The sequence below is a fragment of the Pseudonocardia xinjiangensis genome (assembly GCF_050948425.1).
Classification (GTDB): domain Bacteria; phylum Actinomycetota; class Actinomycetes; order Mycobacteriales; family Pseudonocardiaceae; genus Pseudonocardia; species Pseudonocardia xinjiangensis.
Map to the genome: position 1 here is coordinate 5,453,969 of NZ_CP192009.1, position 25,422 is coordinate 5,479,390.

The 25,422-nt window shown below is 72.9% G+C and carries 22 protein-coding genes; 10 read left to right on the forward strand and 12 right to left on the reverse strand.

The annotated features are described in order from the left end of the window. Positions 1 to 5: 5 nt before the first annotated feature. The 4 genes from ACQPZA_RS25715 to ACQPZA_RS25730 all read right to left on the reverse strand — a co-directional run bounded on the left by ACQPZA_RS25715 (position 6) and on the right by ACQPZA_RS25730 (position 3,884). A complete protein-coding gene (locus tag ACQPZA_RS25715) occupies positions 6 to 728 on the reverse strand; it encodes a hypothetical protein (RefSeq protein WP_433274521.1) in 723 nt (240 codons plus the stop codon). Further along, complete coding sequence (locus ACQPZA_RS25720; protein ID WP_433274523.1) at positions 725 to 1,531, reverse strand: MBL fold metallo-hydrolase; 807 nt, start codon at positions 1,529 to 1,531, stop codon at positions 725 to 727. Before ACQPZA_RS25720 ends, ACQPZA_RS25715 begins: the two co-directional genes overlap by 4 nt. Further along, entirely contained in the window at positions 1,528 to 2,472 is a 945-nt protein-coding gene (locus ACQPZA_RS25725) for an aminoglycoside phosphotransferase family protein (RefSeq protein ID WP_433274525.1), read from the reverse strand. Before ACQPZA_RS25725 ends, ACQPZA_RS25720 begins: the two co-directional genes overlap by 4 nt. Before the next feature lie 62 nt (positions 2,473 to 2,534). Next, positions 2,535 to 3,884 (reverse strand): DUF222 domain-containing protein, encoded by a 1,350-nt coding sequence (locus tag ACQPZA_RS25730; RefSeq protein ID WP_433274527.1) that lies wholly within the window; start codon positions 3,882 to 3,884, stop codon positions 2,535 to 2,537. A gap of 301 nt (positions 3,885 to 4,185) precedes the next feature. Between ACQPZA_RS25730 and ACQPZA_RS25735 the strand changes: the two genes are divergently transcribed. Beyond that, a complete protein-coding gene (locus tag ACQPZA_RS25735; protein ID WP_433274529.1) occupies positions 4,186 to 4,644 on the forward strand; it encodes an excalibur calcium-binding domain-containing protein in 459 nt (152 codons plus the stop codon). A 3-nt stretch (positions 4,645 to 4,647) separates the two neighbouring features. After that, entirely contained in the window at positions 4,648 to 5,268 is a 621-nt protein-coding gene (locus ACQPZA_RS25740) for a class F sortase (RefSeq protein WP_433274531.1), read from the forward strand. Positions 5,269 to 5,382: 114 nt separating this feature from the next. Here the strand turns inward: ACQPZA_RS25740 and ACQPZA_RS25745 are convergent, their stop codons facing one another. Further along, positions 5,383 to 6,300: an LLM class flavin-dependent oxidoreductase gene (locus tag ACQPZA_RS25745; protein WP_433274533.1), complete on the reverse strand. Its 918-nt coding sequence runs from the start codon at positions 6,298 to 6,300 to the stop codon at positions 5,383 to 5,385. 251 nt (positions 6,301 to 6,551) lie between these two features. Between ACQPZA_RS25745 and ACQPZA_RS25750 the strand changes: the two genes are divergently transcribed. After that, positions 6,552 to 7,166: a DUF6518 family protein gene (locus tag ACQPZA_RS25750; RefSeq protein WP_433274535.1), complete on the forward strand. Its 615-nt coding sequence runs from the start codon at positions 6,552 to 6,554 to the stop codon at positions 7,164 to 7,166. Positions 7,167 to 7,177: 11 nt separating this feature from the next. On the opposite strand, the gene ACQPZA_RS25755 is transcribed toward ACQPZA_RS25750, so the two are convergent. Continuing rightward, on the reverse strand, positions 7,178 to 9,049 hold the full coding sequence (locus ACQPZA_RS25755; protein ID WP_433274537.1) for a transglycosylase domain-containing protein: 1,872 nt from the start codon (positions 9,047 to 9,049) through the stop codon (positions 7,178 to 7,180). A gap of 226 nt (positions 9,050 to 9,275) precedes the next feature. On the opposite strand from ACQPZA_RS25755, the gene ACQPZA_RS25760 reads away from it, so the two are divergent. The 3 genes from ACQPZA_RS25760 to ACQPZA_RS25770 all read left to right on the forward strand — a co-directional run bounded on the left by ACQPZA_RS25760 (position 9,276) and on the right by ACQPZA_RS25770 (position 13,375). Continuing rightward, positions 9,276 to 10,502, forward strand: coding sequence for a PP2C family protein-serine/threonine phosphatase (locus tag ACQPZA_RS25760; RefSeq protein ID WP_433274539.1), 1,227 nt, complete (start codon positions 9,276 to 9,278; stop codon positions 10,500 to 10,502). Positions 10,503 to 10,913: 411 nt separating this feature from the next. Continuing rightward, complete coding sequence (locus ACQPZA_RS25765) at positions 10,914 to 12,257, forward strand: MFS transporter (protein ID WP_433274541.1); 1,344 nt, start codon at positions 10,914 to 10,916, stop codon at positions 12,255 to 12,257. A 122-nt stretch (positions 12,258 to 12,379) separates the two neighbouring features. Beyond that, entirely contained in the window at positions 12,380 to 13,375 is a 996-nt protein-coding gene (locus ACQPZA_RS25770) for a rod shape-determining protein (protein WP_433274543.1), read from the forward strand. Between the two features lie 60 nt (positions 13,376 to 13,435). Here the strand turns inward: ACQPZA_RS25770 and ACQPZA_RS25775 are convergent, their stop codons facing one another. Continuing rightward, complete coding sequence (locus ACQPZA_RS25775) at positions 13,436 to 16,393, reverse strand: FtsW/RodA/SpoVE family cell cycle protein (RefSeq protein ID WP_433274545.1); 2,958 nt, start codon at positions 16,391 to 16,393, stop codon at positions 13,436 to 13,438. A gap of 22 nt (positions 16,394 to 16,415) precedes the next feature. Continuing rightward, a complete protein-coding gene (locus ACQPZA_RS25780; protein ID WP_433274547.1) occupies positions 16,416 to 17,657 on the reverse strand; it encodes a hypothetical protein in 1,242 nt (413 codons plus the stop codon). Positions 17,658 to 18,144: 487 nt separating this feature from the next. Here ACQPZA_RS25780 and ACQPZA_RS25785 point away from each other — a divergent pair, with 487 nt between their 5' ends. Together ACQPZA_RS25785 and ACQPZA_RS25790 are read left to right on the forward strand one after the other, a co-directional pair. Then, positions 18,145 to 18,570, forward strand: a complete 426-nt coding sequence (locus tag ACQPZA_RS25785) for a DUF1810 domain-containing protein (RefSeq protein ID WP_433274549.1) — start codon at positions 18,145 to 18,147, stop codon at positions 18,568 to 18,570. Between the two features lie 232 nt (positions 18,571 to 18,802). Beyond that, complete coding sequence (locus tag ACQPZA_RS25790) at positions 18,803 to 19,993, forward strand: serine hydrolase domain-containing protein (RefSeq protein ID WP_433274551.1); 1,191 nt, start codon at positions 18,803 to 18,805, stop codon at positions 19,991 to 19,993. A gap of 36 nt (positions 19,994 to 20,029) precedes the next feature. Here ACQPZA_RS25790 and ACQPZA_RS25795 read toward each other — a convergent pair whose 3' ends face one another. The 4 genes from ACQPZA_RS25795 to ACQPZA_RS25810 form a co-directional block, all read right to left on the reverse strand. Beyond that, a complete protein-coding gene (locus tag ACQPZA_RS25795) occupies positions 20,030 to 20,404 on the reverse strand; it encodes a hypothetical protein (protein ID WP_433274553.1) in 375 nt (124 codons plus the stop codon). 33 nt (positions 20,405 to 20,437) lie between these two features. Beyond that, positions 20,438 to 21,091 carry a hypothetical protein gene (locus ACQPZA_RS25800; protein WP_433274555.1) on the reverse strand — a complete coding sequence of 218 codons (654 nt, stop codon included), beginning with the start codon at positions 21,089 to 21,091 and terminating at the stop codon, positions 20,438 to 20,440. Positions 21,092 to 21,416: 325 nt separating this feature from the next. Then, positions 21,417 to 21,905: a SixA phosphatase family protein gene (locus ACQPZA_RS25805; protein ID WP_433274557.1), complete on the reverse strand. Its 489-nt coding sequence runs from the start codon at positions 21,903 to 21,905 to the stop codon at positions 21,417 to 21,419. 57 nt (positions 21,906 to 21,962) lie between these two features. Next, positions 21,963 to 22,415, reverse strand: coding sequence for a DUF5313 family protein (locus tag ACQPZA_RS25810; protein WP_169399639.1), 453 nt, complete (start codon positions 22,413 to 22,415; stop codon positions 21,963 to 21,965). Between the two features lie 348 nt (positions 22,416 to 22,763). On the opposite strand from ACQPZA_RS25810, the gene ACQPZA_RS25815 reads away from it, so the two are divergent. Next, on the forward strand, positions 22,764 to 24,002 hold the full coding sequence (locus ACQPZA_RS25815; protein WP_433274560.1) for an MFS transporter: 1,239 nt from the start codon (positions 22,764 to 22,766) through the stop codon (positions 24,000 to 24,002). A gap of 2 nt (positions 24,003 to 24,004) precedes the next feature. Further along, positions 24,005 to 25,417, forward strand: a complete 1,413-nt coding sequence (locus ACQPZA_RS25820; protein ID WP_433274562.1) for a M20 family metallopeptidase — start codon at positions 24,005 to 24,007, stop codon at positions 25,415 to 25,417. Positions 25,418 to 25,422 lie beyond the last annotated feature (5 nt).

A 25,422-nucleotide genomic window follows, 5' to 3' on the forward strand; every position in this document is an offset into this window, starting at 1 on the left:
ACCCGCTACCGGGTGGACGTCCAGATCCGCAGGGGTCCGATCGGGGTGCAGCCGTGCCGGAGCGCCGCGTCCAGCCCAGGGCCGTGTTCGTAGCCGACCACCGGTAGACCTGGGACGTACCGATCCACGGCGGCCAGGGCTCCCGCCCACGCCCGGTCGATGTCGTCGTCCACGTCGAAGACGTTGGACAGCCCGACCACCTCGGCGCTGCGGTGCGCGACCGCGCCGGAGACGATCCGGGTGCCGAGGTGACCGGCGAGGACGTGCACGGTGGGCTCATCGAGCAGCCCGGCGCGGAACACGCCTCTCGGTCCGGAGTCGCCCGCCCATGCGGCCTCCCACGCCTGCAGCATCTCGGGAGTACGCACGGCGTCCCACCGGACGGCCTGCGGAGCCCCGGCTACCGGACGGTCCCCGGCCCGGCGCACCCATTGAGCCTCGATGAGCACCTCGAAGCCCGCGGAGGTGAGATCCAGGCACGCGAAGCTGTCCTTGACCGACGCGCCCGGGGACGAGGTGTCGATCCGGGCCAGCACCTCGCGGGCGGACGCCGCGGCGGTGAGGGTCACCCCGTCCGGGTACAGGGGCGGTGTCCGGCGCGGGTTCGTCCATGCGTCGGTGCGGAACTCGCCCGCAACCCCGTGCGAGCGGCACACCGCGTCGCACCACTCGGCGTTCTCGCGAGCGGCCGCCCGGACATGGTCGGCGGCCCGCGCCGTCGACGTCACCGGTGCACGGACCACGACCCGGCGGGTTCGACGTGCAGGACCTGGGAGAGGCCGGCGTCGTCGAACGCCGCGACCACGAGGTCGAGCCCTTCGCTGAAGTGCGCCCAGCCCTCGTAGTGGGCGGGCACGACGACGAGCGCACCGAGCACGGCGGCGACCGCCGCCGCCCGCTCGGCGGTCAGCGTGAGCGGCCGCCCGCGTTCCCGCTGCGGCACCCGGGCCGCGCCGATGAACAGCACCGCCGCGTCGACGGACCCCACGCGCCTGGCAATCTCTGCCACTGCGGCGACCGAGGCGTTGTCGCCGCTGACGTACACCGTCGGCAGCCCGTCGCCCGTCAGGACGAAGCCGGTGACCTCGCAGTTGACGTTCCCGTCCTCGTCGCGGTCGCCGTCGGCCGGACCGTGCACGGCGGGCACCGCCTGGACGGTCAGGTCCCCCGCACCGTCGGGGCGGGCGAGGGTGATCGACGCCCAGGGCTCCAGCCCGGTGGCGGGGGGCCCGAGACGGCGCGCGGCCTGCGGCCCGCACACGACGAGCGGGGCCGCGAGCGCGAAGGCCCGCCCCCGCTCGTCGAGGTTGTCGGGGTGCACGTCATGGCTGACCAGCACCGCGTCGACGCTGCCCAAGTCGGATTCCTCGACTGCGGGCCCGCGCAGCTTGGTGAGATATCCCTTGTCGCCCGGCGGGTCGAAGGTCGGGTCGGCCACGAGCCGCAGGCCGCCGATGTCGATGACAGTGGTCGGTCCGCCGACGACCCCGATACCGAGATCCCGCCGCTCGTTGGTGATGGTTTCGCTCACGGGGACCCATCATGCTCGGCTGCCACCGGGATGGGCAGGGTCGTGGCCAGCAGCCGCGCCACCGCGAGCGCACGGCCACCGGCCTGACCGTCCCCGGCGTCCCACACCTCCGACAGCATCGCGGCGACGAAACCCCAGCGGGTGACGCGCTCGAGGGGCAGGCCGAGCCCGTCGGCCAGCTGCTCGACGCGGCGCGGCACCAACGCCAGCAGGGTGGCGTCGCGGCGGCCGGGATCGGGGTTGTAGAGCAGCGGGCCGGCGTCGAACCCGGGGTCGCCCGCATAGCCGTGCGGGTCGATGGCGAGCCAGCCCTCCTGGCCGGACCGCAGGATGTTGTCGTGGTGCAGATCGCCGTGCAGCACGACCCGGCGCGGCGCCGAGGCGCACAGCTCGTCGAACAGGGTCAGGGCGGCGACCACGAGCCCTCGCGGCAACGGGTCGTCGCCGCTGTACCGGGCGAGATGATCGACGAAGCCGCGGCGCAGCGTGTGCAGGTCGAGCAGGCCTGCCTCGGGCACCGGCGCGGCGTGCAGCCGTCGGAGCACGCCGATCGCCGCGGCCGTCGCATCCTCGTCGCTGCCGGGGACGAGGTCGCGGGCCATGGTGCCCGGCTCGGCCCGCTCCAGGAGCAGCGCGCCCCGTGCCGCATCGTGCGCGAGCAGGCGCACCGCGCCGTCGCCCCCGTAGGCCGCGAGGGCCGCCGCCTCCTGCGCCAGGTGCCCCGGCCCCGGCGGCCCGAGCTTCAGCACGGCGAGCGTCCCGTCGGCACGGCGGGCGCGTGCGACCCAGTTGTAGCTCAGGGAGTAGATCTCCCCGACCTCGACTCCCCAGTCGCGGCGGACCGCGTCCAGCACATCGGGCAGCTCGGCGAGCCAGCGGCGGCCCTCGTCGCCCCATGCGTGCACCGCGTTCTCGGCGAGCACCCGCGGCACGTCGATCACCGGCTCACCCTTCCAGGACGGGCACGCTGCCGCACCCGCCTTTTCCGGGTGCGGGTGCGCGCTCATGCGGCGAGGTGCAGGAGGGGTTGTCGGCGTGGTCTTCGCTCCGGGTCGATCCAGGCCGGTGGGATCAACTCGGGCAGCCCGTCGCGGATCCGGACTTCCCACTCGGAATGGTGCTGCAGACGGTGACACGCCCGGCACAACATCACGCAGTTGTGCAGGGCCGTGTCGCCACCGTCCTGCCAAGCCGTGATGTGGTGGACCTCGCACCACGACGGCGGCCGACCGCACCCGGCGCACCCCCGGTCACGCGCGGCGATCGCGCGGCGCAGACCGTCGGGGATCGTGCGGGTGACCCGACCGACATCGAGCGGCTGACCCTTCCCGTTCAACACCACAGGCACGACCCTCGCGTCACAAGCCAGCATCCGCAACGACTCCGGCGACAACGTCCCGCCGAAGTCCAGGCACGCGGCACGGGCCCGGTTCTCCAGGTCTTCCAGCCGCACCAGCACGCTCAGGTGCGGGCGGCGCCCACCACACGCGGGCACGTCACCGTGATCGAGCACATACCCGCACACGTCGGCGAGGGCTGCGGCCTGGCGTTGCGCGATGCTGCGATGCTGGTCGCCGCTGGCGGGCCGGGCGTGGGCGTCGATCACGGTGGCGATGGCATCGAACATGGCCGCGTCGTCGAACCGGCCTTTGAGGGTGCCGCCCGCCTTCCCGCGGTGCCGCACCAGGTGCAGTTCGTTGACCGGCGCGGGTGGCCGGTCGTCGGGCTCGGGGCCGTCCTCGTCGAGGGCCTCGACGAGCGCGGTGCCCCAGGTCTGCAGCTCCGAGGGGGTGTAGACCGCGGCTTTGTCGGCGAGTTGGGCTTCCGCACCGGCCCACACGTCGGGCGTGAGCCTTTCTGCGGCCGGGGTGGCGAGCACGCGGGCGATCACGGCGACGTGCCGCAGGTCCGTGGCGCCGGCGGCGAACACCGCGGCGGTGGCAGGCAGCTTCGCGGGTAGCGCGGTGCCGTCGAGCCCGACCCGCGGGCACACCTGTTCGGCGGCGACCACCCGCTGGCGGGCTTCGAACCGTTCCCACCCGAGCAGATCCCCCAACGCTGCCGGGGTGGACGTGTAGCCGCGCTCGGCGAACGTGCCACGCCGCTCCAGCGTGGCCACGGTGGCGACGACGACCCGGTCCAACCGGCGGCTGGTGCCTTCGCAGAGGGTCAGCACGGACAGCAGCTCGTCATCGGTAGCGCCGGATTCAGCGGCCCCGGACAGCGCGTCGATCGCCTCGACCAGGAGGCGATGGGCGGTGGTGAGCGGGCTGTCCGACACCTCTTCATCATACTCGAACACATGTTCGAATCGATGTTCGTCGTCGCAGGTCAAGGACCGTTCGACGCTCATGTTGCCCCGCATCGACGACGGCGGGTCGGCGCGTCCGGCCGTGCGGGGCCGTAGCGCTGCCCGTAGCGCGCGGCGGGCGCGGTCCAGAGCCAGCGGCCGTCGCCGTGAACGCCCACCCCCTGCCGAGCCGGCCCAGATCACGACGGGCCGGGCGAGCCCACCTTCCGACCGAGGCATGATCACTCTGAGCAGCGGGGCCTCTACAGGCTGTTTGTAACAGCGGTCCGGATTGTCCCGATGGTCCTCCCGCGCGACCCCGAATCGCGCAGGATCGTTCCCCGACCCAGTGAGGCCCAACTCCATGCGCATCCGCAACATCACCGTTGCCGCCGTCCTCGCGGCCGGCGCCACGCTCCCCTTCGCCGGTATCGCGAACGCCCAGCAGCCCGACCGCGACTGCTCCGACTTCGCCAGCCAAGCCGAGGCCCAGGCCGCGTTCGACTCCCGGCCCGGGGACCCCGAGCGCCTCGACGCCGACGGCAACGGCATCGCCTGCGAGAGCGAGTTCGACGAGGCCACCACCAGCCCTGCACCCGCTCCCACGACCACCACCGCGCCGCCCACCACGGCCCCCGCCCCCAGCGACGACAACGACGACAGCGGCCAGGTGCGGGTGGTGCCCGAGGGTGCCGTCGACACCGGCGACGGCTCGACCGTCGGCGACCCGATGACCGGCCCGGCACTCCTCGCCCTCGCCGGCCTGGCGGCTGTCAGCACGGCTGCCGCGGCCACGACCTGGGCCGGACGCCGGTCCAGCTGAGCCATGGCCGACCGCACGCACCACCACCCCCGCCGGACCGCACGCCTGGCGGGGGTGGTGGCGATGAGCCTGGCGCTGCTGGCCGGATGCGCCGGCCCCGGCAGCCCGCCGGCCCCGGCACCGGCAGCTCCGGCGGCGCCCGCTCCCGCTCCCGGCTCCCGGGCACCCGTGCTGGCCGCGTCCCACCCCACGCGGCTGCAGATCCCGTCGATCGACGTCGACGCCCGCGGCGTCATCGACCTCGGGCTCCAGGCCGACCGGACGATGGAGGTTCCCGCCGACGGCACGACCGTCGGCTGGTACACCGGGTCACCGACCCCGGGCGAGCTCGGACCAGCCGTGCTCGCCGCGCACGTCGACTGGAACCACGAGAAGGGCGTCTTCTACGACATCCACCGCCTCGCGCCCGGTGACCCGATCACCGTCGAGCGGGCCGACGGCTCCTCCGCGGTCTTCGAGGTGCAGCGGGTGGAGCAGTACCCGAAGGACGACTTCCCCACCCAGGCGGTGTACGGCGACGTCCAACGCGCCGAGCTGCGGCTGATCACCTGCGGTGGCGAGCTCGACCGCGCGGCGCGCAGCTACCGCGACAACATCGTCGTGTACGCGGCGCTCGTGGCCTGACGACGCAGGCCATGGCGACGGGCCGGGCGAGATCGACCTGAGCGGGGTCACGTCCACCCCCAACCCCCCACCAGGTCGACCTCGCGCGCTCGGGTCTGGCGCCGGCCGGCCTGGTCAGCAGAGTTCCCGTGTCGCCTCGTGGAGCAGATCGAACTCCTCGACGTCGAGGCTCGTCGGCTCCAGGATGAGCGTGAGCTCGCGCCCGTCGGCCGCGGTGAACGCGGCGAGGCGCTCGGCGCACTGCTCGGGCGTGCCGTGGATGACCGAACGCTCGACGTCGAACGCCGGGCCGTAGTAGCGCTGCCAGTGGCGGCGGGCGCGGTCCAGCGCCACCCGGCCGTCGCGGTGGACGCTCACCCCCTGCACCTTGGTGATGCCGAGCCGGTCCGGGTCGCGGCCGCTCGCCTCCGCCCGTTCCCGGATCGTCCTGATGCCGGCGAGGAACTCGGCGGTGGTGAAATGGCCGCTGGCGACCCACCCGTCGGCCACCAGGGCGAGGCGGTTGAGCATCGCCTCGCTCCGGGCGCCGACGTACACCGGCAACGGGTCCTGGAGCGGCTTCGGCCGGACGCTCGCACCCGTCAGGTGGTGGTAGCGCCCGGCGTGGTCGACGCCGTCCTCGCGCCAGAGCCTGCGGGCGATCGTGACGTTCTCCAGCAGCCGTCCCAATCGCTGCTGGATGGGCACGCCGAGGCTGGCGAACTCGTCGGGCGTGCCGCCGAGCGCCACCCCCAGCACCAGTCGTCCGCCGGAGAGCCGGTCGACGGTGGCAGCGCTCTTCGCCAGATGCACCGGATGGAGGTAGGCGGCCAGCACCACCGCCGTCCCCAGCCGTACCCGGTGGGTCTGGCCGGCGACCCAGCTCAGCAGGTCCAGCGGTTGCAGGACGTCGGTGTGGTGGAAGACGTGGTCGCCGACCCAGATCGACTCGAAGCCGAGCGCTTCGGCGCGCTGCACGAAAGCGCGCAGCTCCGCCGGGTCGGGCGCGTCGGCCGACGGGATCCGGACACCGACGTTCACCGTGGCGGTCACTCCTGGTCCCGCCGCCGGGCGGACCTCGTCGCTCGACCCAACACACCCTCCTCGCCGCGGTGATCAGGTTGATCATCATGGCGCAGCGGATGGCGGTGCGGCCACCGTGTGCGATCAGCCGGCGACGCCGCCGAGCTCCTGCACGACCGGGACTCGCGCACATCGTCGGCTGCCGGTCCGCAGACATTGTGGCAACACTCCGGCTCCGACACTGCCCCTCGGAACAGTCCGCCCGACCGAGGGATGCATTCATGGAAACGGCCCTCGCGCCGCCTGCGTCGACGATCCGCCCGCTGCTCGGTGTCGGCTGCGCCGGACTGCTCTCGGGTGTACTCGGCGCACTCGCACGTGACGACGAGACGCTACGGCCACTGGCCCATCTGATCGGCCCCTGGATCCTGCTGGCCGTGGTGGTCAGTGCCGGGCAGCGGCCCGAACGGGCCGCGGTGCGGAGCGCGCTCGCCCTGGTGGCGGCCGTCGTCGCGTTCTACGCGGGCACCGGCCAGCCGTCCTCGCTGCGCGCCGGCCAGATGGCGCTGTGGTGCGTGCTGGCCCTGCTCGGCGGGCCCGTGCTCGGCCTGCTCTTCCACCGGATCGGGCGCCACGGGCCGTCGGCCGTCGTCGGAACCGCCTCCGCGCTCGGCCTGCTGATCGGCGACGTTCTCAACGAGCTCGACAGGTTCGGGTCCGTCGTGACGCTGTACCTCTTCGCTCTCCTGGCCGTCGGCACGGTTCTCGCACTCAGCCGGCCGACCTGGCGCCGGTTCGTGGTCGTCCTCGTGCTCACGCTGCCCGCGTCCGCGATCGGGCTGGCGCTGGTCGCCGCCCCCGACGACCTCGAGAAGCTGCTCCTCACCGGCTTCTGAGCAACCGGTGGTCAGGGCCCTTCCGTCGGCTGCCGCCGGGTCGGAGTGCCGGAGGGGAGATCCGGCGCGGGCTCACCGATCGGCCGGAAGGGGCCGAAGGGCAGCTGCGGGGCCGTCGCCATGACGTCGCGCCACACCCTGCCCGGCAGCGTGCTGCCGGTGATCGAGGTGGCCGACGACGTGCGCAGGGGCGAGTTGCGGTCCGTCCCGATCCACACGGCCGTGGCCATGGCGGGGGTGAACCCGCCGAACCACGCGTCGTTGGTCTCGCCCGCGATGCGGGACGGCACGGTGCCCGGCGCGGCCGCGACGGGGGTACCGGTACCCAGCCCCCGGTACGCCGCCACGTCGAGCATCGTCTCGGCGACGTTGCGCGCCACCTGCTCGCCGAACCGCCGGTCGCCCGCCGAGGCGCCGTCCGCCCCGGCGTCGTAGAGCAGCCTCCCGTCGCCGTCGACCACCCGGGCCACGACGTGCGGCGCGTGCCAGACCCCGCCGTCGGCGAGGGTCGCGTAGGCCGACGCGAGCTCGAGCGGGGTCACCTCCTTGTTCCCCAGCGCGAGCCGCTCGTCGGGGTGGTCGAGCGGTGAGGTGATCCCGGCGGCGCGCGCCGCGGCGGCGACCTGCTCGGGTCCGAGCCGCAGGGCCAGCTTCAGGAACACGGCGTTGTTGGAGATCGTCATCGCGCGTGTGACGTCACAGCGCGGGCAGTCGGCGCCATCGGCGCCGGGCCGGCCCGACGGTTCGGTGCCGTCGTAGACCTGTCCGATCGGGGCAGGCGGCTCGTGGAGCAGCGACGCCAGCACCGCGAACGGCTTGAACGTCGACCCGGCCTGTTTGCGGACCTGCGCGTAGTCCAGCCCGACCCCGTCGTCCCCGCCGTAGTAGGCCCGGATCCCCCCGGTCGCCGCGTCGACGGTGACCACCGCGGCCCGTAGCTCGTCCGGCTGACCCGCGAACGCCCGCCGCACCGCGGCCACCGCGGCGCCCTGCTGACCCCGGTCGATCGTCGTGGTGATCCGCAGACCGTCCTGGGCGACCTCCCGATCCGTGATGCCCAGCGACTCGAGCTCGGACTTCACGGAGTCGATGATGTGCCCGCGCTCGTCACCGAAGGATCCGCTGGACGGCAGCCGCCGCGGCTGCGTGGCCGGGAACCGGCTGCTGCTCCGCTCGGCCGCGGAGAGCCAGCCCTGCGAGGCCATCCCGTCCATGACGAACTCCCACCGCTGCGTCGCCTTCTCCAGGTCCAGGGCCGGGTCCCAGCGCGACGGCCCCTGGATCACCCCGGCGAGCAGCGCCCCCTCCGCGGCCCCCAAATCGGTGACGTGCTTGCCGAAGTAGGCCTGCGCGGCGGCCTCGATGCCGTACGCGCCGCGACCGAAGTAGATCGTGTTGAGGTAGTCGGTGAGGATGTCGTCCTTCGACCGCTGCTGCACGAGCTTCACCGAGACGATCAGCTCCCGGTACTTCCGCCACAGCGAGATGTCGTTGCCCACCAGCGCGTTCTTCACGTACTGCTGGGTGATCGTCGAACCGCCGCCGTCACCACCCCGGAGCTGGTTCCACACCGCACGCAGGATGCCGGTGAGATCGAAGCCCGGGTTCGAGTAGAACGAGCGGTCCTCCGCCGCGAGCACGGCGTGGCGCACCGGCACCGGGATCTGCGCGAGCTGGACCTTGGTGCGGTTGCCCGCCTCCGGCACGAGCCGGGTGAGCTCGCTGCCGTCGGAGTAGGAGATCAGGGCGACCTGGTTGTTGACCGCCTCGTCCACGTCGGGCACCGGGAACACCAGCCAGCCGATGACGAACGCGAGCAGCGGGGCGAGCAGCAGCGCGGCGGTCCCGCCAGCAGGATCCGCCGGAGGTGACGCCGGATCCATCCCAGATCTCCCATGAGCCCTCCCGGTAGTGGGCGCGCGCAGTCGGCGGCGACCCGGTGACCAGGGAGAGCGCAACAGGGCCGCTGTTGCAGCGATGTCGTCTCGTTTCCACACGTTTTCGCAAATGCGCGCCGGCGTTCGTCCCTTCGGACCACTGGCCGTTGACAGAGCGCAGCCCTCTCGAAGCAGCGATCACCGCTTCCGGACCGACCGCTAAGGTCGTCAGGTGTCGACAGGAGATACGGCGCCCGATGCGTCGGAGGAGCGGTTGCGCCGCATAGAGGCAGTCACCGCAGCCGATCTCGCGCATCTCGACGTCGAGGATCTCCTCGGTGTCCTCCTCCAGCGCGTACGCACACTTCTCGCCGTCGACACCGCGGCCGTACTCCTGCTCGACTCCTCCGGCAGCCACCTCGTCGCCACGGCCGCGCAGGGCATCGAGGAAGAGGTCCAGCAGGGGGTGCGCATCCCACTCGGGAAAGGCTTCGCCGGTCGCATCGCGGCCGAGAAACAACCTGTCGTCCTCGACGACGTCAACCCCACCAACGTGCACAACCCGCTCCTGCTGAAGCGGGGTATCCGCTCGATGCTCGGAGTGCCGCTGCTCAGCGGGGGCAACGTCCTGGGCGTCCTTCACGTCGGGACCCTGACTCCACGTCAGTTCACCGACGACGACCGCAGCCTGCTGCAGCTCGTCGGCGACCGCGTCGCCCTGGCCACCCGGGCACGCATCTCGCATGCCGAGCGCACCGCCGCGAGCGCGCTGCAGCGCAGCCTCCTGCCCGCCGAGCTGCCCACGGTGCCCGGTCTGGAGTTCGCCGCCCGCTACGTCCCGGGCGACGGTGAGGTCGGCGGCGACTGGTACGACGTCTTCCTGCTGCCGTCCGGCCGCCTGTGCATCGTCATGGGCGACGTCGCGGGCCGCGGACTTCCGGCGGCCGTCACGATGGGGCGGCTGCGCACCGTCGTCCGGACCTGCGCGCTGGATCTCGAGGATCCGGCCGAGCTGCTGTCCAAGGTCGACGAGCACGTCCGGCACTTCGAGCCGACCACGATGACCACCGTTCTCTGCGCGATGATCGATCCCGAGCACCGGACCCTGAAGATCTCCACCGCAGGCCATCCCCCGCCGGTGCTGGCGCGGCCCGACGGGGATGCCGAGCTCCTCGACCTCTACCACGACCTGCCGCTCGGCGTCGCCACCGCGCGACCGCGGCACACCGCCGAGGTCGCCCTGGCCCCGGGGACCAGCATCTGCTTCTACACCGACGGCCTCGTCGAACGCCGGAACGCGTCGCTCGACGCCGGGTTCGACCGGCTCCGCCACGCCATGGTTCCCGAGCGGGCGGAGGCGGCCTGCGCGGCGATCATGCTCCAGATGGTCGGCCGCGAGCAGGTCCACGACGACATCGCCATCCTCACGGTCTCCCGGGACCACGCTCCCCCGACCTGAGGCCCGGCCGAGGGCCAGGGCGACTCGCGGGACGAAACCGGGCGACTCGCGCAGCAGGAACGGGCGACTCGCGCGGCAGGAACGGGCGACTCGCGCGGCAGGAACGGGCGACTCGCGCGGCAGGAACGGGCGACTCGCGGGGGGCCCCGCGAGTCGCCCGGTTTCCGCCCGCGAGTCGCCCGTTCCCTGCCCGCGAGTCGCCCGGTTTCCGTCCGCGAGTCGCCCGTACCGCGGGCCACTAATGCGGGAATTACCGGTTACGCCGTAATTGCCGGAATAGCCAAACAGTTCGGCCGCCATTCTTGACACCGGCATCCAGTGATCGGACTATTTCTGTTCGCGGTGATTCGGTCGGAGGTCGGGCCGGCGCCGGCGGTCCACAGCACGGTTCGATGGACACAGGAGTCTGCGATGAGCACCGACACACCAACGACGCTGTTCAGGTCACAGCGCCGACGGGCCGTGGTCGCCAGTACGGTCGGCACGTCGATCGAGTGGTACGACTTCTTCCTGTACGGAACTGCCGCAGCACTGGTGTTCCCGCATGTCTTCTTTCCGGGGCAGAGTCCCTATATCGGGGTGCTCGCCTCGTTCGGCACCCAGTTCGTCGGTTTCGCCGCCCGGCCGATCGGAGCGGCGATCTTCGGGCACTACGGCGACCGGATCGGCCGCAAGGCCACCCTCGTCACCACATTGATGATCATGGGGGTGTGCACGGCGCTGATCGGGGTGCTGCCTGCGGAGGCGACCATCGGGATCGCCGCACCGATCCTGCTCACCGTGCTGCGCCTGCTGCAGGGCATCGCGGTCGGCGGTGAATGGGGCGGCTCCGTGCTGCTGGCCATGGAATGGGGATCCGACAAGCGCCGCGGGTTCATGGCGAGCTGGCCGCAGCTCGGCGTCCCGATCGGGCTGCTGCTCTCCACCGCGATGGTGCAGCTGATGTCGGCGACCACGGGCCCCGGGTTCCTGACGTGGGGCTGGCGGGTGCCGTTCCTGGTCAGCCTGGTGCTCGTGGCCATCGGGCTCTACGTCCGGCTGCAGGTGCTGGAGAGCCCGGCCTTCACCCGGGTGAAGGAGACCCGCTCGGTGGTGCGGGTGCCCGTCGTGGAGGCGTTCCGGCACCAGTGGCGGGAGATCCTGACGTCCGCCTTCGTCCGGATGTCGGAGCAGGCGCCCTTCTACCTCTTCGTGACGTTCGTTCTCACCTACGGCACCCAGCAGCTGCAGCTGTCGCGCGCGGGCCTGCTCACCGACACGCTCATCGCGGCAGCGATCGGGTTCATCAGCGTTCCATTGTTCGGCTACCTGTCCGACCTCATCGGCCGCCGGATGATGTACGGGATCGGGATCGTGTGCACGGGCGTCTTCGCCTTCCCGTACTTCGGCCTGCTGAACACGCGGGTGGCCGGTCTCGTGCTGCTCGCGATCGTGGTGTCGTTGATCTTCCACGACATGCAGTACGGCCCGCAGGGCGCTCTGATCGCCGAGAGCTTCGGCGCCAACATCCGCTACAGCGGCGCCGGCATCGGCTACCAGCTGGCATCCGTCGTCGCGGGCGGGCCGGCCCCGCTGATCGCGGCGGCCATCCTCCAGAACACCGGATCGAGCACCGGGATCGCCCTCTACATCGTGGGCTGTTGCGTCGTCTCCTTCGTCGCGCTGCTGTTCATGCCCCGCACCGCAGCCGCGTCCCCGCCGTCCGGAGAGGCGGACCGGCCGGCGCATGCACCCGGGGGGTCGGCGCTCGCCTGACGGTCGCCCGGGGCCCGGTCGGCGCACTTACTCGGAGTAAGGCAGCCGATCAGTGGCTGGACCAAACGGCCGCCGGGACACAGACTCAGAGGCCGGGGGGTCCACTCGCATGGGGAGGATCCGTGGCTCAGTTCGGGATTGATCTCGGAACTGCGAACACCGTGGTGTGCAACGAGTCGCACGGCGTCGTGTTCGACGAGCCGTCAGTGCTCCTGCGGCGCAACGGAGCCAAGCGCCGGGGGCGCCCGGTCGCGATCGGGCAGGAGGCTTCCGAGCTGCTCGGGCGGGTCCCCGCAGGGCTCTCCGCACTGCGCCCGCTGCAGGACGGCGTCATCACCGACCTGGACACGGCGCGGACGTTCCTGCACGCGGTGGTGCGGCGGGCCGCCCGGCATCCGTGGCAGCGCCCCTATGCGCGGGTGGCCATCGGCGTGCCCTCCGGGGCCACCGAGCTGGAACGCCTCGCGTTGCTCGAGGCTGCCGACGAGGCCGGCATCAGGGGCGCCATCACCGTCGACGAGCCGATCGCCGGTGCCGTCGGCTGCGGCGTGGATCCCATGGAACGGCGCGTGCACCTGGTGGTGGACGTCGGCGGCGGCACGGCCGAGGTCACGGCGTTCTGCTTCGGCGGGGTGCTCACGTCCCGGTCCTGCCGGGTGGCGGGCGACGAGATGACCGTGGCGGTCTACCGGTACCTGCGCGAGCACCACCACCTCGTCGTGGGCGAGCACACCGCGGAGGACCTCAAGATCCGGATCGGGTACGAGACCGAGCCCAGCGTGGTCGTGCCGGGGCGCGACGCCGCGTCGGGCCACGCCCGGCTGGCGACGGTGCCGCTCGCGGAGATCGTGAAGGTCATCGAACCCATCACGGAGTCGATCGTCGAGACGCTCGCGGCGTGCCTGGACGACCTGCCACCGGAGGCATCGCGGGACGTGCTGGCCGACGGCATGCTCCTGATCGGTGGGGCCTCGCTCACCCGCGGGTTCGCCGAGCGGCTCGAACGGGCCTTCGGGTTCCCCGTGAAGCTGGCCGAGAACCCGCTGACCTGCGTGGCCGAGGGGGCGGCGAGTTGCCTGCGCAACCCGAGCGTGACCGCGGCCTACGGCTGGAACTGACGCCCGCGGCGCCCACTCGACGACTTGCAGCCGGGGTGCTCGCCGCCGGCTCGGGCGGGATCACCCCCCGGCGGCGGGGTCCTGCACGGGGTCGGTGGCGAGCACCTCGGCCTCGTGGTCGTGGAAGTAGCGCAGTCCCTCGGCGATCAGGCCCTTCACGCTGTTGCCCCCGGTGCCCGGACCCTGGACGACCGCGGTCATGACCACCCTCGGGTCGGGCATCGGCGCCGCTGCAGACAGCCAGTTGTCGTAGCTGTCGGCGGACAGGCTCCCGTCCTGCGCGGTTCCGGTCTTGGCCCCCACTGCGAAGGGCAGGCCGGAGAGGCCGGTGGCGGTACCGCCGGTCACCACGGCCCGCATCCCGTCCCGGACCGGGCCGAGCTTGTCGGCGAACGGCACCGGGGTCGGCGCCGGGGCGGGCAGCGCCGCGTAGACGCCCCCGCTGGTCCCGGTGGCCATGCCCAGCCGCGGGGTCACCATCTGGCCGGTGGCCACGCCCGCGGTCCACAGGGCGTTCTGCAGGGGGGTGACCTGCAGGTAGCCCTGTCCGATGCCGAGGATCACCGTCGACCCTCCGTACCAGGTGCCGCCGTCGGCGGCCACGCTCTCCGGCGTGCCGATGTAGCCCGGTGACTCGCCGGGCAGGTCGATGCCGGTCCGCTTGCCCACGCCGAGGGCGTGCGCCGCCTCGATGATCGGGCCCGGGCCGAGTGCGTGCGCGAGCTTGTAGAAGTAGACGTCGTTCGACCAGGCGATGGACTCGACCAGGTTCATGGGGCCCATCGGCTTCCAGTTGCCGAAGGTGTGGTCCCCGAGGGTGAAGCTGCCTCCGGTCGGGATCACCCGCTCGGGCGGGATCACGGGGTTGACCACCGCGGCCGCGGCCACCACCAGCTTGAACGTCGAGCCCGGCGGGAGCGCCGCCTGGCTCGAGTGCTCCAGCATGGGATGGCCGGGGGCGTTCGCGAGCGCCCGCAGGCCGCCCGCGTCGACCGGCGGGCCGTACACGTTGTTGTCGTAGGACGGGGCGCTGGCGAGCGCGAGGATCTGCCCGTTGCGCGGGTCCATGGCCAGCGCCGCCCCCACCGCCTGCGGGCTGCGCTGGGCCCGGAGCGCGGCTTCGATGCCGGTGGTGAGCCGCTGCTGCAGCCCGAGGTCGAGGGAGAGCCGCAGGTCGGCTCCGGGCACGGGGTCCACCCGCTCACCCATCACGACGGGGACGCCGGTGGGCGTCACGTACACGCACTGCCGCCCGTTCACGCCCCGCAGCACCGAGTCGTACTGCTGCTCCAGGCCGGCCCGCCCGACGATCTCGCCGGGCGGCAGGTTCGGCCACCGCTGGGTGTCGGTCGGGGTCGCGATGCCGGCGAACCCGATGACGGGGCCGAGGAGGGCGCCGGTGGGATAGGTGCGCCGCGCCTCCGGGATGACGAGCACGCCGGGGATCCCGGCCGCCGTGACCGCGTCGCCCACCGACCGGGGGACCTCTGCCACCGGGAGGGAGAGAGTGGTCTCCGGCGCGGCGTCGAGGGCGGCGCGCACTGCGTCGGCCGGCTGTCCGACGAGGACGGCGAGGCGGGCCACGTCGTCCGGGCGGGAGCGCACCAGCGCCGGCACGGCGACGACCTCGGCGATGGCGTTCTCCGCGGCCGACGAGCTCACCGCGAGCGGTGCACCGTGCCGGTCGGTGATGGTCCCCCGCTCGGCGGGGAGCCGGATGCACCGCGTCATCTGGTCGTGCCCGGCCGCCGCCAGCTCGGCGCCGCGGTCGGTCTGCAGGTTCCACCCGTAGAGCCCGAACAACACCAGCAGCACGGTGGACGCGAGCGCGATCAGCCGCATCAGCCGTGGACGGCGGCGGCGCCAGCCCGGCACCGTCCACAGCCGGCGGCGGGCTCCTTCGCGCCGGATCCCGAGGGCGACTCCGAGCGCGGCGAGGTGCACCAGCAGGGCCGTGCCCCCGTAGCTGAGCAGCGGGAACGGCACACCGGCCAGCGGGAGGAGGCCCAGGTTGCCTCCGACGGACACGATGATCCCCACCCCGAGCAGTACCGCGAGGCCGCCCGCGACCAGCGCACCGTGCGGCCTGCGCGGCACCCGGCTGGCGAGTGCGAGCCGCCACACCAGCACGATCGCCGCGACGAGCACCACGCCGCCGGTGACCAGGCCGAACTGCTCGACGACGCTGGCCAGGGCGAGGTCGGTCTCCTTCTCGGGCAGGTACTGGGCGAGCAGGGGGGCGAGGGGGTCACCCGAGCGGCCGAAGAGCGATCCCGAGCCGACGGCGATGTGTGCCTGCCGCACCGCCCACCCCGCGCCGGTCGGCGACTCGTGCGAGCCGACGAGGAAGCTGCCGAGCCGCTCCAGCTGGTAGGGGTGGAGGAAGCCGACGGCCAGCGGCGCCACGACGAGGGCGGCCGCGAACAGGGGCAGGATGATCCGGGCGGGGATCCGCCCGATGATCAGCATCGCCACGGTGAGGAGGATCAGCAGCATGGTGGTGCTGAGATCCGGCTGCATCGCCGTGAAGCCGATCGGCACCAGCGCGAGCCCGATCGCGAGGACGAAGCGCTGCCACGCCGGCCGTTGCGACCCGAGCACGGCGGCGAGCACGAGCAGCAGCCCGAGCTTGGCCAGCTCGGAGGGCTGGAACGTGAAGCCGCCGATCCCGATCCACCGCGTCGCGCCGTTGAACGTCTGGCCGGCGACCTCCACGGCCGCCAGGAGGACCACGGCGGCGACGTAGGTGACCCAGCCGAGCGCCGTCAGCAGTGTCGAGCGGAACCGCCAGAAGGCCGCCAGCAGGACGACCCCGCCCGCGGCGATGACTGCCTGCCGCGCGGCCATCTCGAAACCGTCCACGGCGTCGAGGTTGGCCAGCCCGATGGCCACCAGCACGAGCGCCGCGATGATGGCCACCACGTCCATCGTGACGCCGCCGGTGTCCTTGCGTTTCGCCGGCTGATGGCTGTTGGGCTCCTCCGACGCCGGGTGGTCACCATGCTCCACGATCAGCACGACATCGCCTCCTCATCGGTGGTCAGCGCGACGGTTCGGCCACGGGTGACCCGCAGTCGGCGTCGGCCGGGACGAGCAGGGGAGCGCTGGCCGCGATGGCCGGCTGCTGTGTCACGGCGAGCACGGCGAGGGCGTCGCCCTTCGGCAGCGTGACGGTGACGACCGCGTCGGCCCGGTCGCCGTCGGCCGGCACCGTGACGGTGCCACCGGGCACGGTCGACCTCGCGTCGGTGCACCGGTCGACGACCTGGAACGCCCACGTGACGGTCTGGGGTTCGGCCCGTGGCGCCACCACGACCTGCAGCCGGACCCCGCACGCCGCGTTCGGTGCGCACCTGTTGACCGCCCGGAGGTCGACTCCCGTGACCGGGCCCGCGGCAGGTGGCTCCAGGGGCACGACGGGCGGCAGGGCCGCCGCGCTGGTCGACGCCGGCGATCCCGACCGACCGGCCTCGAGTACGGCCTCGATGTTGCGGGTGATGCCGTCGCGCAGGAAGCTGATCTCGATCATGATCGCCGCGACCAGCACCACGAGGGAGAGCACCCACTTCCAGCTGCGGGCCACGACCGTCCGCGCGATCGACCGGGGCCGGCCCTGCGGGCGCAACGGTCGCGGGGTGGCCGGGAGCGGGGGGACGCGGGGCGGGAGTGGGGGTGCGAAGTCGCCACCGCTCACCGCGGCGACCAGCCGGGCGAGCTCGGCCCGCGCCTCGGCGCCGCCCGGGGCATCGGCCTCCCGCAGGATCGACACGACGTCCCCGATGCCTGCCCCCGGCACCCGCGCCTCCGTGGCGGCCCGGCCGAGCGCCGTGAGCGGGGCGGTGGCCGGGTCGCCCGATGCGGCGCCCGGGCGCGACGATGCGGCCGCCAGGTCACCGAGCAGGCGCGCGGCGGCGTCGAGGTCGGTCCGGCTCCCGTCGGGAACCGGCTCGCGTCCGGGCCCGTCGTCGGCGAGGAAGCCCGCGCCGTCCGCACCGATGAGCACCGTGTCCAGGCCGAGCCGGATCCGCGACGGGCCGAGGCCGGCGCCACGCTGCTCCTCCAGCCGGGCGAGCACGTCGGTGCCCAGCGCCACGGCCTGGGCGGGTGTCAGCCGCGCGCTGGAGAGCAGCCGGAAGAGTGCGAGCCCGCCGTCAGGAGCGCTGCTCCTGCGCGTGGCCCGGGCCTCCCCGCCACCGCGGCGCGACCGCCCCAGATATCGCCGCAGCAGGGGGTGGAAGCCCCTGTCCGCTGCTGGACGCCGATCCGAACCAACTCGCACCATCGATCTGCCACCCTCGGACTCGGGACGTCACAACTGGCCCGGCCGGGCATGCCCGCACCGGCCGCTTCGAGGTGAAATCGAATACTTCCCGCTGTTCCGGCTCAGACCGGCAAGAGGAAGGGTCTTCGTGCTCGGAAATGATGTCCCCGCTCGGCCCGACGGGTCTCGGCTTGCTCCGGTTTTCCGTTCATCGGGCCCCCTGCGCTCGGCACCTCCGTGCGTCATCACACCACGTCAGGGCAGTTGCGGGCAGCCCGCCGACCGAAAACCCGCTTACCGGAGGAGTCGGCCCCCGGCCGCGCCACAAATCCGTTCGCCGATTCGGACGACGGGGTGGGGAGCAGCACCAATGGCTCCACCCGAAAGGGCCTGGCTCACGCTCTGCGATCGGTGCGCGGCAACGGATATGACGCGCGCTCAAGTGGCTGGGACGACGGCGCCTCCGGCGCGGGTTGACGCCACCGGCGGCACCGGCGAGCCTGCTCGGGTGAGCGATCGGTTCCACCTCAGCCGCTTCGTCGACGCGCAGGACGCCGGGGGCACCTACGACCGGGCGCTGCGGGAACTGCAGGCCGGCCGCAAGCGCGGCCACTGGATGTGGTTCGTCTTCCCGCAGATCACCGGCCTCGGCTACAGCGAGACCTCCCGGCACTTCGCCGTCTCCGGCCTCGATGAGGCCCGGGCCTACCTCGCCCACCCGGTGCTCGGGCCGCGCCTCGTCGAATGCGCCTCGGCCCTCGTGACGCTCGACGGCACCGACGCGGTGGCGGTGTTCGGGCCGGTCGACGCGCAGAAACTGCACTCGTCGATGACGTTGTTCACCCGTGCGGCGCCGGCCGAGCAGGTCTTCCGCGATGTGCTCGACCGGTACTTCGGGGGCGAGCCGGACGAGGGCACGACGAGCCGGCTGTAGGCAGCAACGCTGATTCGGAGCGGAATTCTCGATCACCGGCGACCAGGTTTCCGCCCGGATGATGTTCACCTGTTCGACCGCATGTCACAAAGGGTGATGACGAGGCCGGTGACATTCCGATAATCCGATTCTGCGGCATGATGGCGACGTGGAGCAGCGAGAAGGATCAATCGTCGGACACGCTTCTTCGACGATTCCACCGCGCCCACCGGCCCGCCCGCACCGCAGCGCCGTGGCCGGGCTGGCCGTGGCACTCGCGCTGGTCGCGTCGGCCTGCGGCGGCGGCAGTGGCGACACGGCGACCACGGCCGGCGGCCCGAGCCCCACCGCCCCGGCCTCCGACCTCGCCACGCGGCTGCGCCCCGTCGTCACCGCGGCGATGGCGGACCTGTCCGTCCCGGGTGCGGTCGTCCTGGTCCGCACACCGACCGGGGAGTACCGGGAGGCGTTCGGCACCCGCCGGGTCCGGGCCGACGACCCGGTCCAGGTCGGCGACTACTTCCGGGTCGGCTCCAACACCAAGACGATGACCGGCACCGTGGTGCTGCAGCTGGTGCAGGAGGGCCGTATCGCGCTGTCGGACCCGGTGTCGAAGTTCCGGCCGGATGTGCCGGGCGGCGCCGGCATCACCATCGAACAGATGCTCGACATGCGCAGCGGGCTGTTCAACTACACCGAGCTCGAGTCGGTCAACCAGACCCTCGACGAGGACCCCACCAAGGCCTGGCGCCCCGAGGAGCTCGTCGCTCTCGGCCTGTCCCGGCCGCCCTACTTCCCACCCGGACAGGGCTTCCACTACTCGAACACCAACACGGTGCTGCTCGGTCTGATCGTCGAGCAGCTCACCGGGCAGCAGCTCGGGACGGTGTTCCAGCAACGGATCTTCACCCCGCTCGGGCTGCGGAACACGCTGCTGCCCGCGATCACGTCCAACGACATTCCCGACACCCACCCGCAGGGCTACCTGTTCGGCACGAACGTCTCGACGATGACCGACCCCGCGCTCCCGCCCGACCAGCAGGCCGCCGCTCGCAACCGGACGCTGCAGCCCAACGACGTCACCGATCTCAACCCGTCGTGGGCCTGGGCGGCAGGCGCCGCGATCTCCACCGCGGAGGACCTCGCGACCTACGTCAAGCCGCTCGTGACCGGTGGGCTGCTCGACGCCGCGGTGCAGAAGCAACGGCTCGACAGCCTGGCCCCCACCGACCCGACCGACCCGAACAGCGCCTCCTACGGACTGGCGCTGGCCCGGTTCGGGCCGATGATCGGCCACGACGGCGCGCTGCCCGGCTACCAGTCGTTCATGGGCTACGACCCGGTCGCCGGCAACACCCTCATCGTGCTCACCAACCTGCAGAACGCCCCTGACGGCACCCAGGCGGCGAACGACATCGCGAGGCGCGTCATCCCCCTGCTCTGAGCCGCTGCCGGGACGCGGGTCCCGGAGACCGGCGGATCAGCCGGCGTCGGGCGTGCTCCGGTTGCCGGGACCCGTCGGTCCCGCGCCCTCCGCCGTCGGCGGCGTGGACGGCGCGGCCGGCGCGGCCGGCGGGACACCGGTGGCCTGCGTGGCGGCCTGTTGACCCGTGGTGGTGGCGGCGAGCATCTGCTTGGCGAAGATGCGCTGCTGGGCGATGAGGTGCTCGGCGAAGTCGAAGACCGCGTCGAGGACCTCTTCCGGGTTGGCGCCGCCGGGCGTCGCCCCGTGGGTCCGGCCCGTCATCCCCTTCATCAGCTCGGTGCTCTTCTCCGCCCATTGCTGCCACAGGTGCCGGAAGCTCTCCTGGGTACGGCGGGTCAGCTCGGTGAGCTGCTCCTGCGAACTGGTCATCGCGCTCCTCCTCCTGGCTGCTCTCCTGCTCCGTCAGCTCCCCTGCCCGGTCGGACGTGGGCGTCGGGGGCGGCCACCGCCGCCTGCCGGGGTGGGAGCGGGGCGGGTCCGGCGCACCGCGGGCCCGGCGGGGGCCGGCCGCTCGCGCTGCTGGGGGCGGTGGCCGGGGCGTTGCCTGCGCTCCCCCGGCTCCCGGGCGCCGCCGCCGGGCCGCTCGTTGTCGGGACCGTCGGCGCGGGCCGGTGGCACCTCCGCCGGTGCCGTGCGGCGCCGGCGGGCGAGGCGCTGCAGTGCCGCGAGCACCTGCTGGGCCAGGCGCTGCAGGAACCGCAACACCGCGACGGCCTGCGCCACGACGAGGCTGAACGCGGCGCCCGTACGCGCGCGCACCGCCGTCCCGCTCCTGGCGAGGACCCCGGGACCCGCCCGGTCGGACCGCGAGCGGGCGGGCCTGCCGGTCAGGGCCTCCCGCAGTCCGGTGCCGCCGCTCTCCGCCACCCCGTCGAGCCGGTCCGCGACCCGGTCGACGCGCCCGATGGCCATGTCGACCACGGCCCCGAGCATCACGTTGCCCGCCTCGCTCATCGCCTTGCGGGCGGCTCCGCTCACCGCGCGGTCAGGCAGGTCCCGGCCGGCACGCAGGGCGCCACCGGTGGCGCGGGTCGCCGTACCCGTCAGGTCGGCCATCTCTCACGTCCTCTCGATCCACCCGCCGGGGCTGGCGCTCCGCGGGCATCGGCTGCGGTCGTCAGCGGGTGCGAGGTCGCGATCGTGCGCTGACGTGGGTGTCACGCCATGCCGGCGATCGTCGGCATGGTCACCGGCCCCCGCCGACCCGCCGGGGACGGCCTCGGCGGCGGCGGAGAAGGCGATCGGACGCGCGGCAACGGTCGTCATCGAACTGCCACCCTGCTCCGGAGGTCCGACGCTCCGCTCGGGCATCGATGCCCTCCGGGTGGACCCATGCTCCTCGCCGCACCCCCCGCTCGCAAGACGCGGCAGGCGGGAGCAGTCAGCCGCGTGGCGTGGCGTGGGCGACCAGCGTGGCGCCGCCCGGGGCCGCGTTCTCCCAGGACCCGGCGAGGTCCAGCACGGCGATCGCCGCCGTCCGCATCTGTGGCGACTCGCCGGTCAGCAGGGCGACGAGTTCGGTCACCCCGGGGTTGTGGCCCACCAGTACCGCCTGCCCGGCGCCGTCGGGAAGCTGCGAGACGACGGTGAGCAGCGCGTCGGCCGTCGCGTCGTAGATGCGGTCGTCGAAGACCGGGGCGGGCAGGCCGCTGAGTACGGCGGCGGCCAGGTTCCAGGTCTGGCGGGTGCGCGTGGCGGGCGAGCACACGACGGCCTCGACGTGCTCCCCCCGGTCCCGCAGCCACCGGCCCACCGCGGGCGCGTCCCGGCGCCCCCGTGCGTTCAGCGGCCGCTCCGCGTCGGGTACGCCGTCCGGCCACGCCGACTTCGCGTGCCGGAGGATCACCAGCCGACGCGTGCCGTCAGCCATTGCCGTGCCCGCCGCCGGTCATGCCGCTCTCCACGGGTGGATTCTCCCCGACCGGGCTCATCCGTGGGACTTCCGGCGCTGGGTGCGTTCGAACTCCGACAGGGCCGCGGCGAGTGCCCGGGCCGCGTGGCGCTCCTCCCGGACCCGCGCCGCGGTGCCGTGGTCGTAGCCGGCCTTCCACGCGCGGTTCTCGGTGGCCTCGTAGAGGAACACGAACGAGTAGGACAGCCCGACCAGCGACCCGCCCACCACCGCCATCAGCCGCACCCACAGCGGTCCCGGGATGAGCACCACCAGCACGACCGCGACCGGCACCACCTGGACGAGCAACCGCACCAGGTGGCGCAGCGGCCACGTGCGGCAGGTGACGTCGTAGAGCACCCACTGCCGGTACGCCGCGGGAAGCCGGCCGCCGACGGCGTACCACAACCAGTGGACCGGGCCCGGGTGCCGCAGCGCTGCAGAGGCGGCGGGAGAACCCGGTCGCCGCGTGCGGGGTGTCCACCTCATGTCGGGTCCTCCAATCTCCCGGACGAGGTGACGTCCGGCATGGATTCCCTCCGGAGCGCGCGCGACTCGATCGGCCCGCGCGGGCGCTCCGGGGCGCAAATGCTACGCGGCCTACGCGCTGAATGTCCCGAATCCCGGGGCGGATTCCGGCGGACCTCCCGGACTCGTTGACGGGCGCCGATCACGGTACCGAGAATGACCAGGTGATCGTGCCGACGCGACCTCCACCCTGAGGGCCGGTCACCCGGAAGACTTCCCGCGCCCACCCTGAGCGAGGTCGATTTGTCCGAATCCGGAGCGTCCATTCCCCGCTCGGCGTGGCTGCCCCGCGCCCATCCGCTGTCCTGGGTGACACTCGCGATCACCACCTGCGCAATTCTCATGACGGCGGTCGACGGCGGGATCCTCCCGGCGGTGCTGCCCGCGATCCAGGAGGAGTTCGGGCTCAACTCGACGCAGGCCGGGCTGATCAACTCGGTGTTCTTCGCCGGGCTGATCGTGGGCGCCCTGCTGTTCGGGTGGTTCTCCGACCGGATCGGCACGGGGTACCGCCGCACCTGGGCCTGGAACGTCGCGATGCTGATCGGCATCCTCGGCGGCGCCCTCACGTTCGGGTTCGCGGGCAGCTTCGTGGCGTTCCTCCTGCTGCGCATCCCGATGGGCATCAGCCGGGGCGGCTCCGAGCCGGTCAACGTGGCGCTCGTCAGCGAGTGGTGGCCGAAGGAGCACCGCGGGTTCGCGGTGGGCACGCATCACACCGGCTTCCCGCTCGGACAGTTCCTCACCGGCGCGCTGATCGCCGTCGTTCTCGGGGTGGCGGGCTGGCGGGAGGCCTTCCTGCTCATCCCGTTGCTCGGCATTCCGATCATCGTGGCGCAGACCATCGTCGGCACGCGGCGCAACCAGCAGCGGGTCTACGACTGGATCGACCGCCACGGTCTCACCCGGCCGCTCCCGGAGCTCTCCGTGCGGCAGACCGGGTCCGCACTCGCGCCCGTCAAGGAGGCGCTGAGCAGCGCCAACGTCCGCTGGTCGATCGCGCTGATCTTCCTGTTCCTCTGGGCGGAGGCCGGGGCCGTGACGTTCCTGACGGGGCAGCTGGTGGGCCAGGGCATGAGCCTGCCCACGGCGGCCCTGCTGTCGGGCGCGTCCGGGCTGACGGGCTGGATCGGACAGGTGGTGTGGGGCGCGTGGTCGGACCACGCGGGGCGCAAGTTCGCCATCCGCTTCCTCGTCGTCGGCTGGGCCGTGACCCTGCTCGCCATGATCCTCATCTCGGGCCCGGCGAGCGCCTGGATCGTGCTGCTCGCCTGGGGCCTGTTCCGCAACGCGCCCTTCCCCGTGGTCTACGCGCTGCTCATCGACTCGGTGCCGCGGGCAGCGGGCACGGCGATGGGCATCATGATCGGCCTGGCCCTCGGGGTGTCGGGGGTGCTCGCCGCCGCCGTGTCCGGCTGGATCATCGACAGCTTCGGGTTCACCGTGCACTACGTCGTGCTCGCCGCGATCTGCCTGCTGGGCCTGGTCCCGCTGGCCAGGATCACCGAGACGGTGACCGCCGGGCGCGCCGCCCGGCAGGAGGGATGACGATGACCCGCGCCGACGCCGTCGAGCGGTCCACGTCCTACGTCGACTCGGGCGCCTTTCTCGACGACCTCGGCAGGCGGGTGGCGCTGCGCACCGAGAGCCAGGACCCCGGCTCCCTCCCGGTGCTGCACCGCTACCTCTCCGGCGAGATGACCTCGGCCCTCGAACGGCTCGGGGCGCACTGCACCGTCGTCGACAACCCGGTGGCAGGCGGTGGGCCGTTCCTGATCGCGCACCGCCACGAGGACCCCGAACTGCCGACCGTGCTGGTCTACGGCCACGGAGACGTCGTGCTCGGCCAGCCGGAGCGGTGGCGCAGCGGGCTCTCCCCGTGGGAGATCCGCGTCGAGGGAGACCGCTGGTACGGCCGGGGAACCGCCGACAACAAGGGCCAGCACACCCTCAACATCGCCGCACTCGGGCACGTCATGGCGGCCAGGGGTGGACGGCTCGGGTTCAACCTGAAGGTGCTGATCGAGACCGGTGAGGAGGCGGGGTCGCCCGGCCTGCGCGAGATGTGCGAGCAGCGGGCCGACGAGCTCGCCGCCGACCTGCTGCTGGCCTCCGACGGGCCCCGGCTGGCCGCGGACCGGCCCACGGTGTTCCTCGGCTCCCGCGGTTCGGTCGCGTTCACGCTCAGCCTGAACCTGCGCGAGGGCACCCACCACTCCGGCAACTGGGGCGGTCTGCTGCGCAACCCCGCCACCGTGCTGGCCAACGCGCTCGCCGGCATGGTCGACGGGCGCGGCGTCATCACGGTCGACGGGCTGCGGGCACCGGAGATCCCGGATGCGGTGCGCCGGGCACTGGCGGACGTCTCCCCCGGTGGCGGGCCGACCGACCCGGACATCGACGACGGCTGGGGCGAGCCGGGGCTGACCCCGGCCGAACGCGTGATGGGCGGCAACGCCCTCGAGGTGCTGGCGTTCGTCGCCGGCACGCCGGACGCGCCGGTCAACGCGATCCCGGCGACGGCGCGCGCCCACTGCCAGCTGCGGTTCGTGGTGGGCACCCCGTGGCAGGAGCTGGGCCGGATCGTGCGCGAGCACCTCGACGCGCAGGGCTACCCGATGGTCGAGGTCCAGGTGGACAGCACGATGGCGGCCACCCGCCTGAGCCCCGACGACCCGTGGGTGCGGTGGGCCGTCGCGTCGATCGAGCGGAGCACGCAGAAGGCCCCCGTCGTGCTGCCCAACCTCGGCGGGTCGTTGCCCAACGACGTCTTCGCCGAGGTCATCGGCATGCCGACGGTCTGGGTGCCGCACTCGTACCCGGCGTGCGCCCAGCACGGGCCCGACGAGCACCTCCTCGCCTCGGTCGCCCGTGAAGGGATTCGGATGATGTCCGGGCTCTTCTGGGACCTGGGCGAGCTGGGCAGCACCCGGCCGGGCCCGGCACCGGCCACGGCGGGATAGCCGCC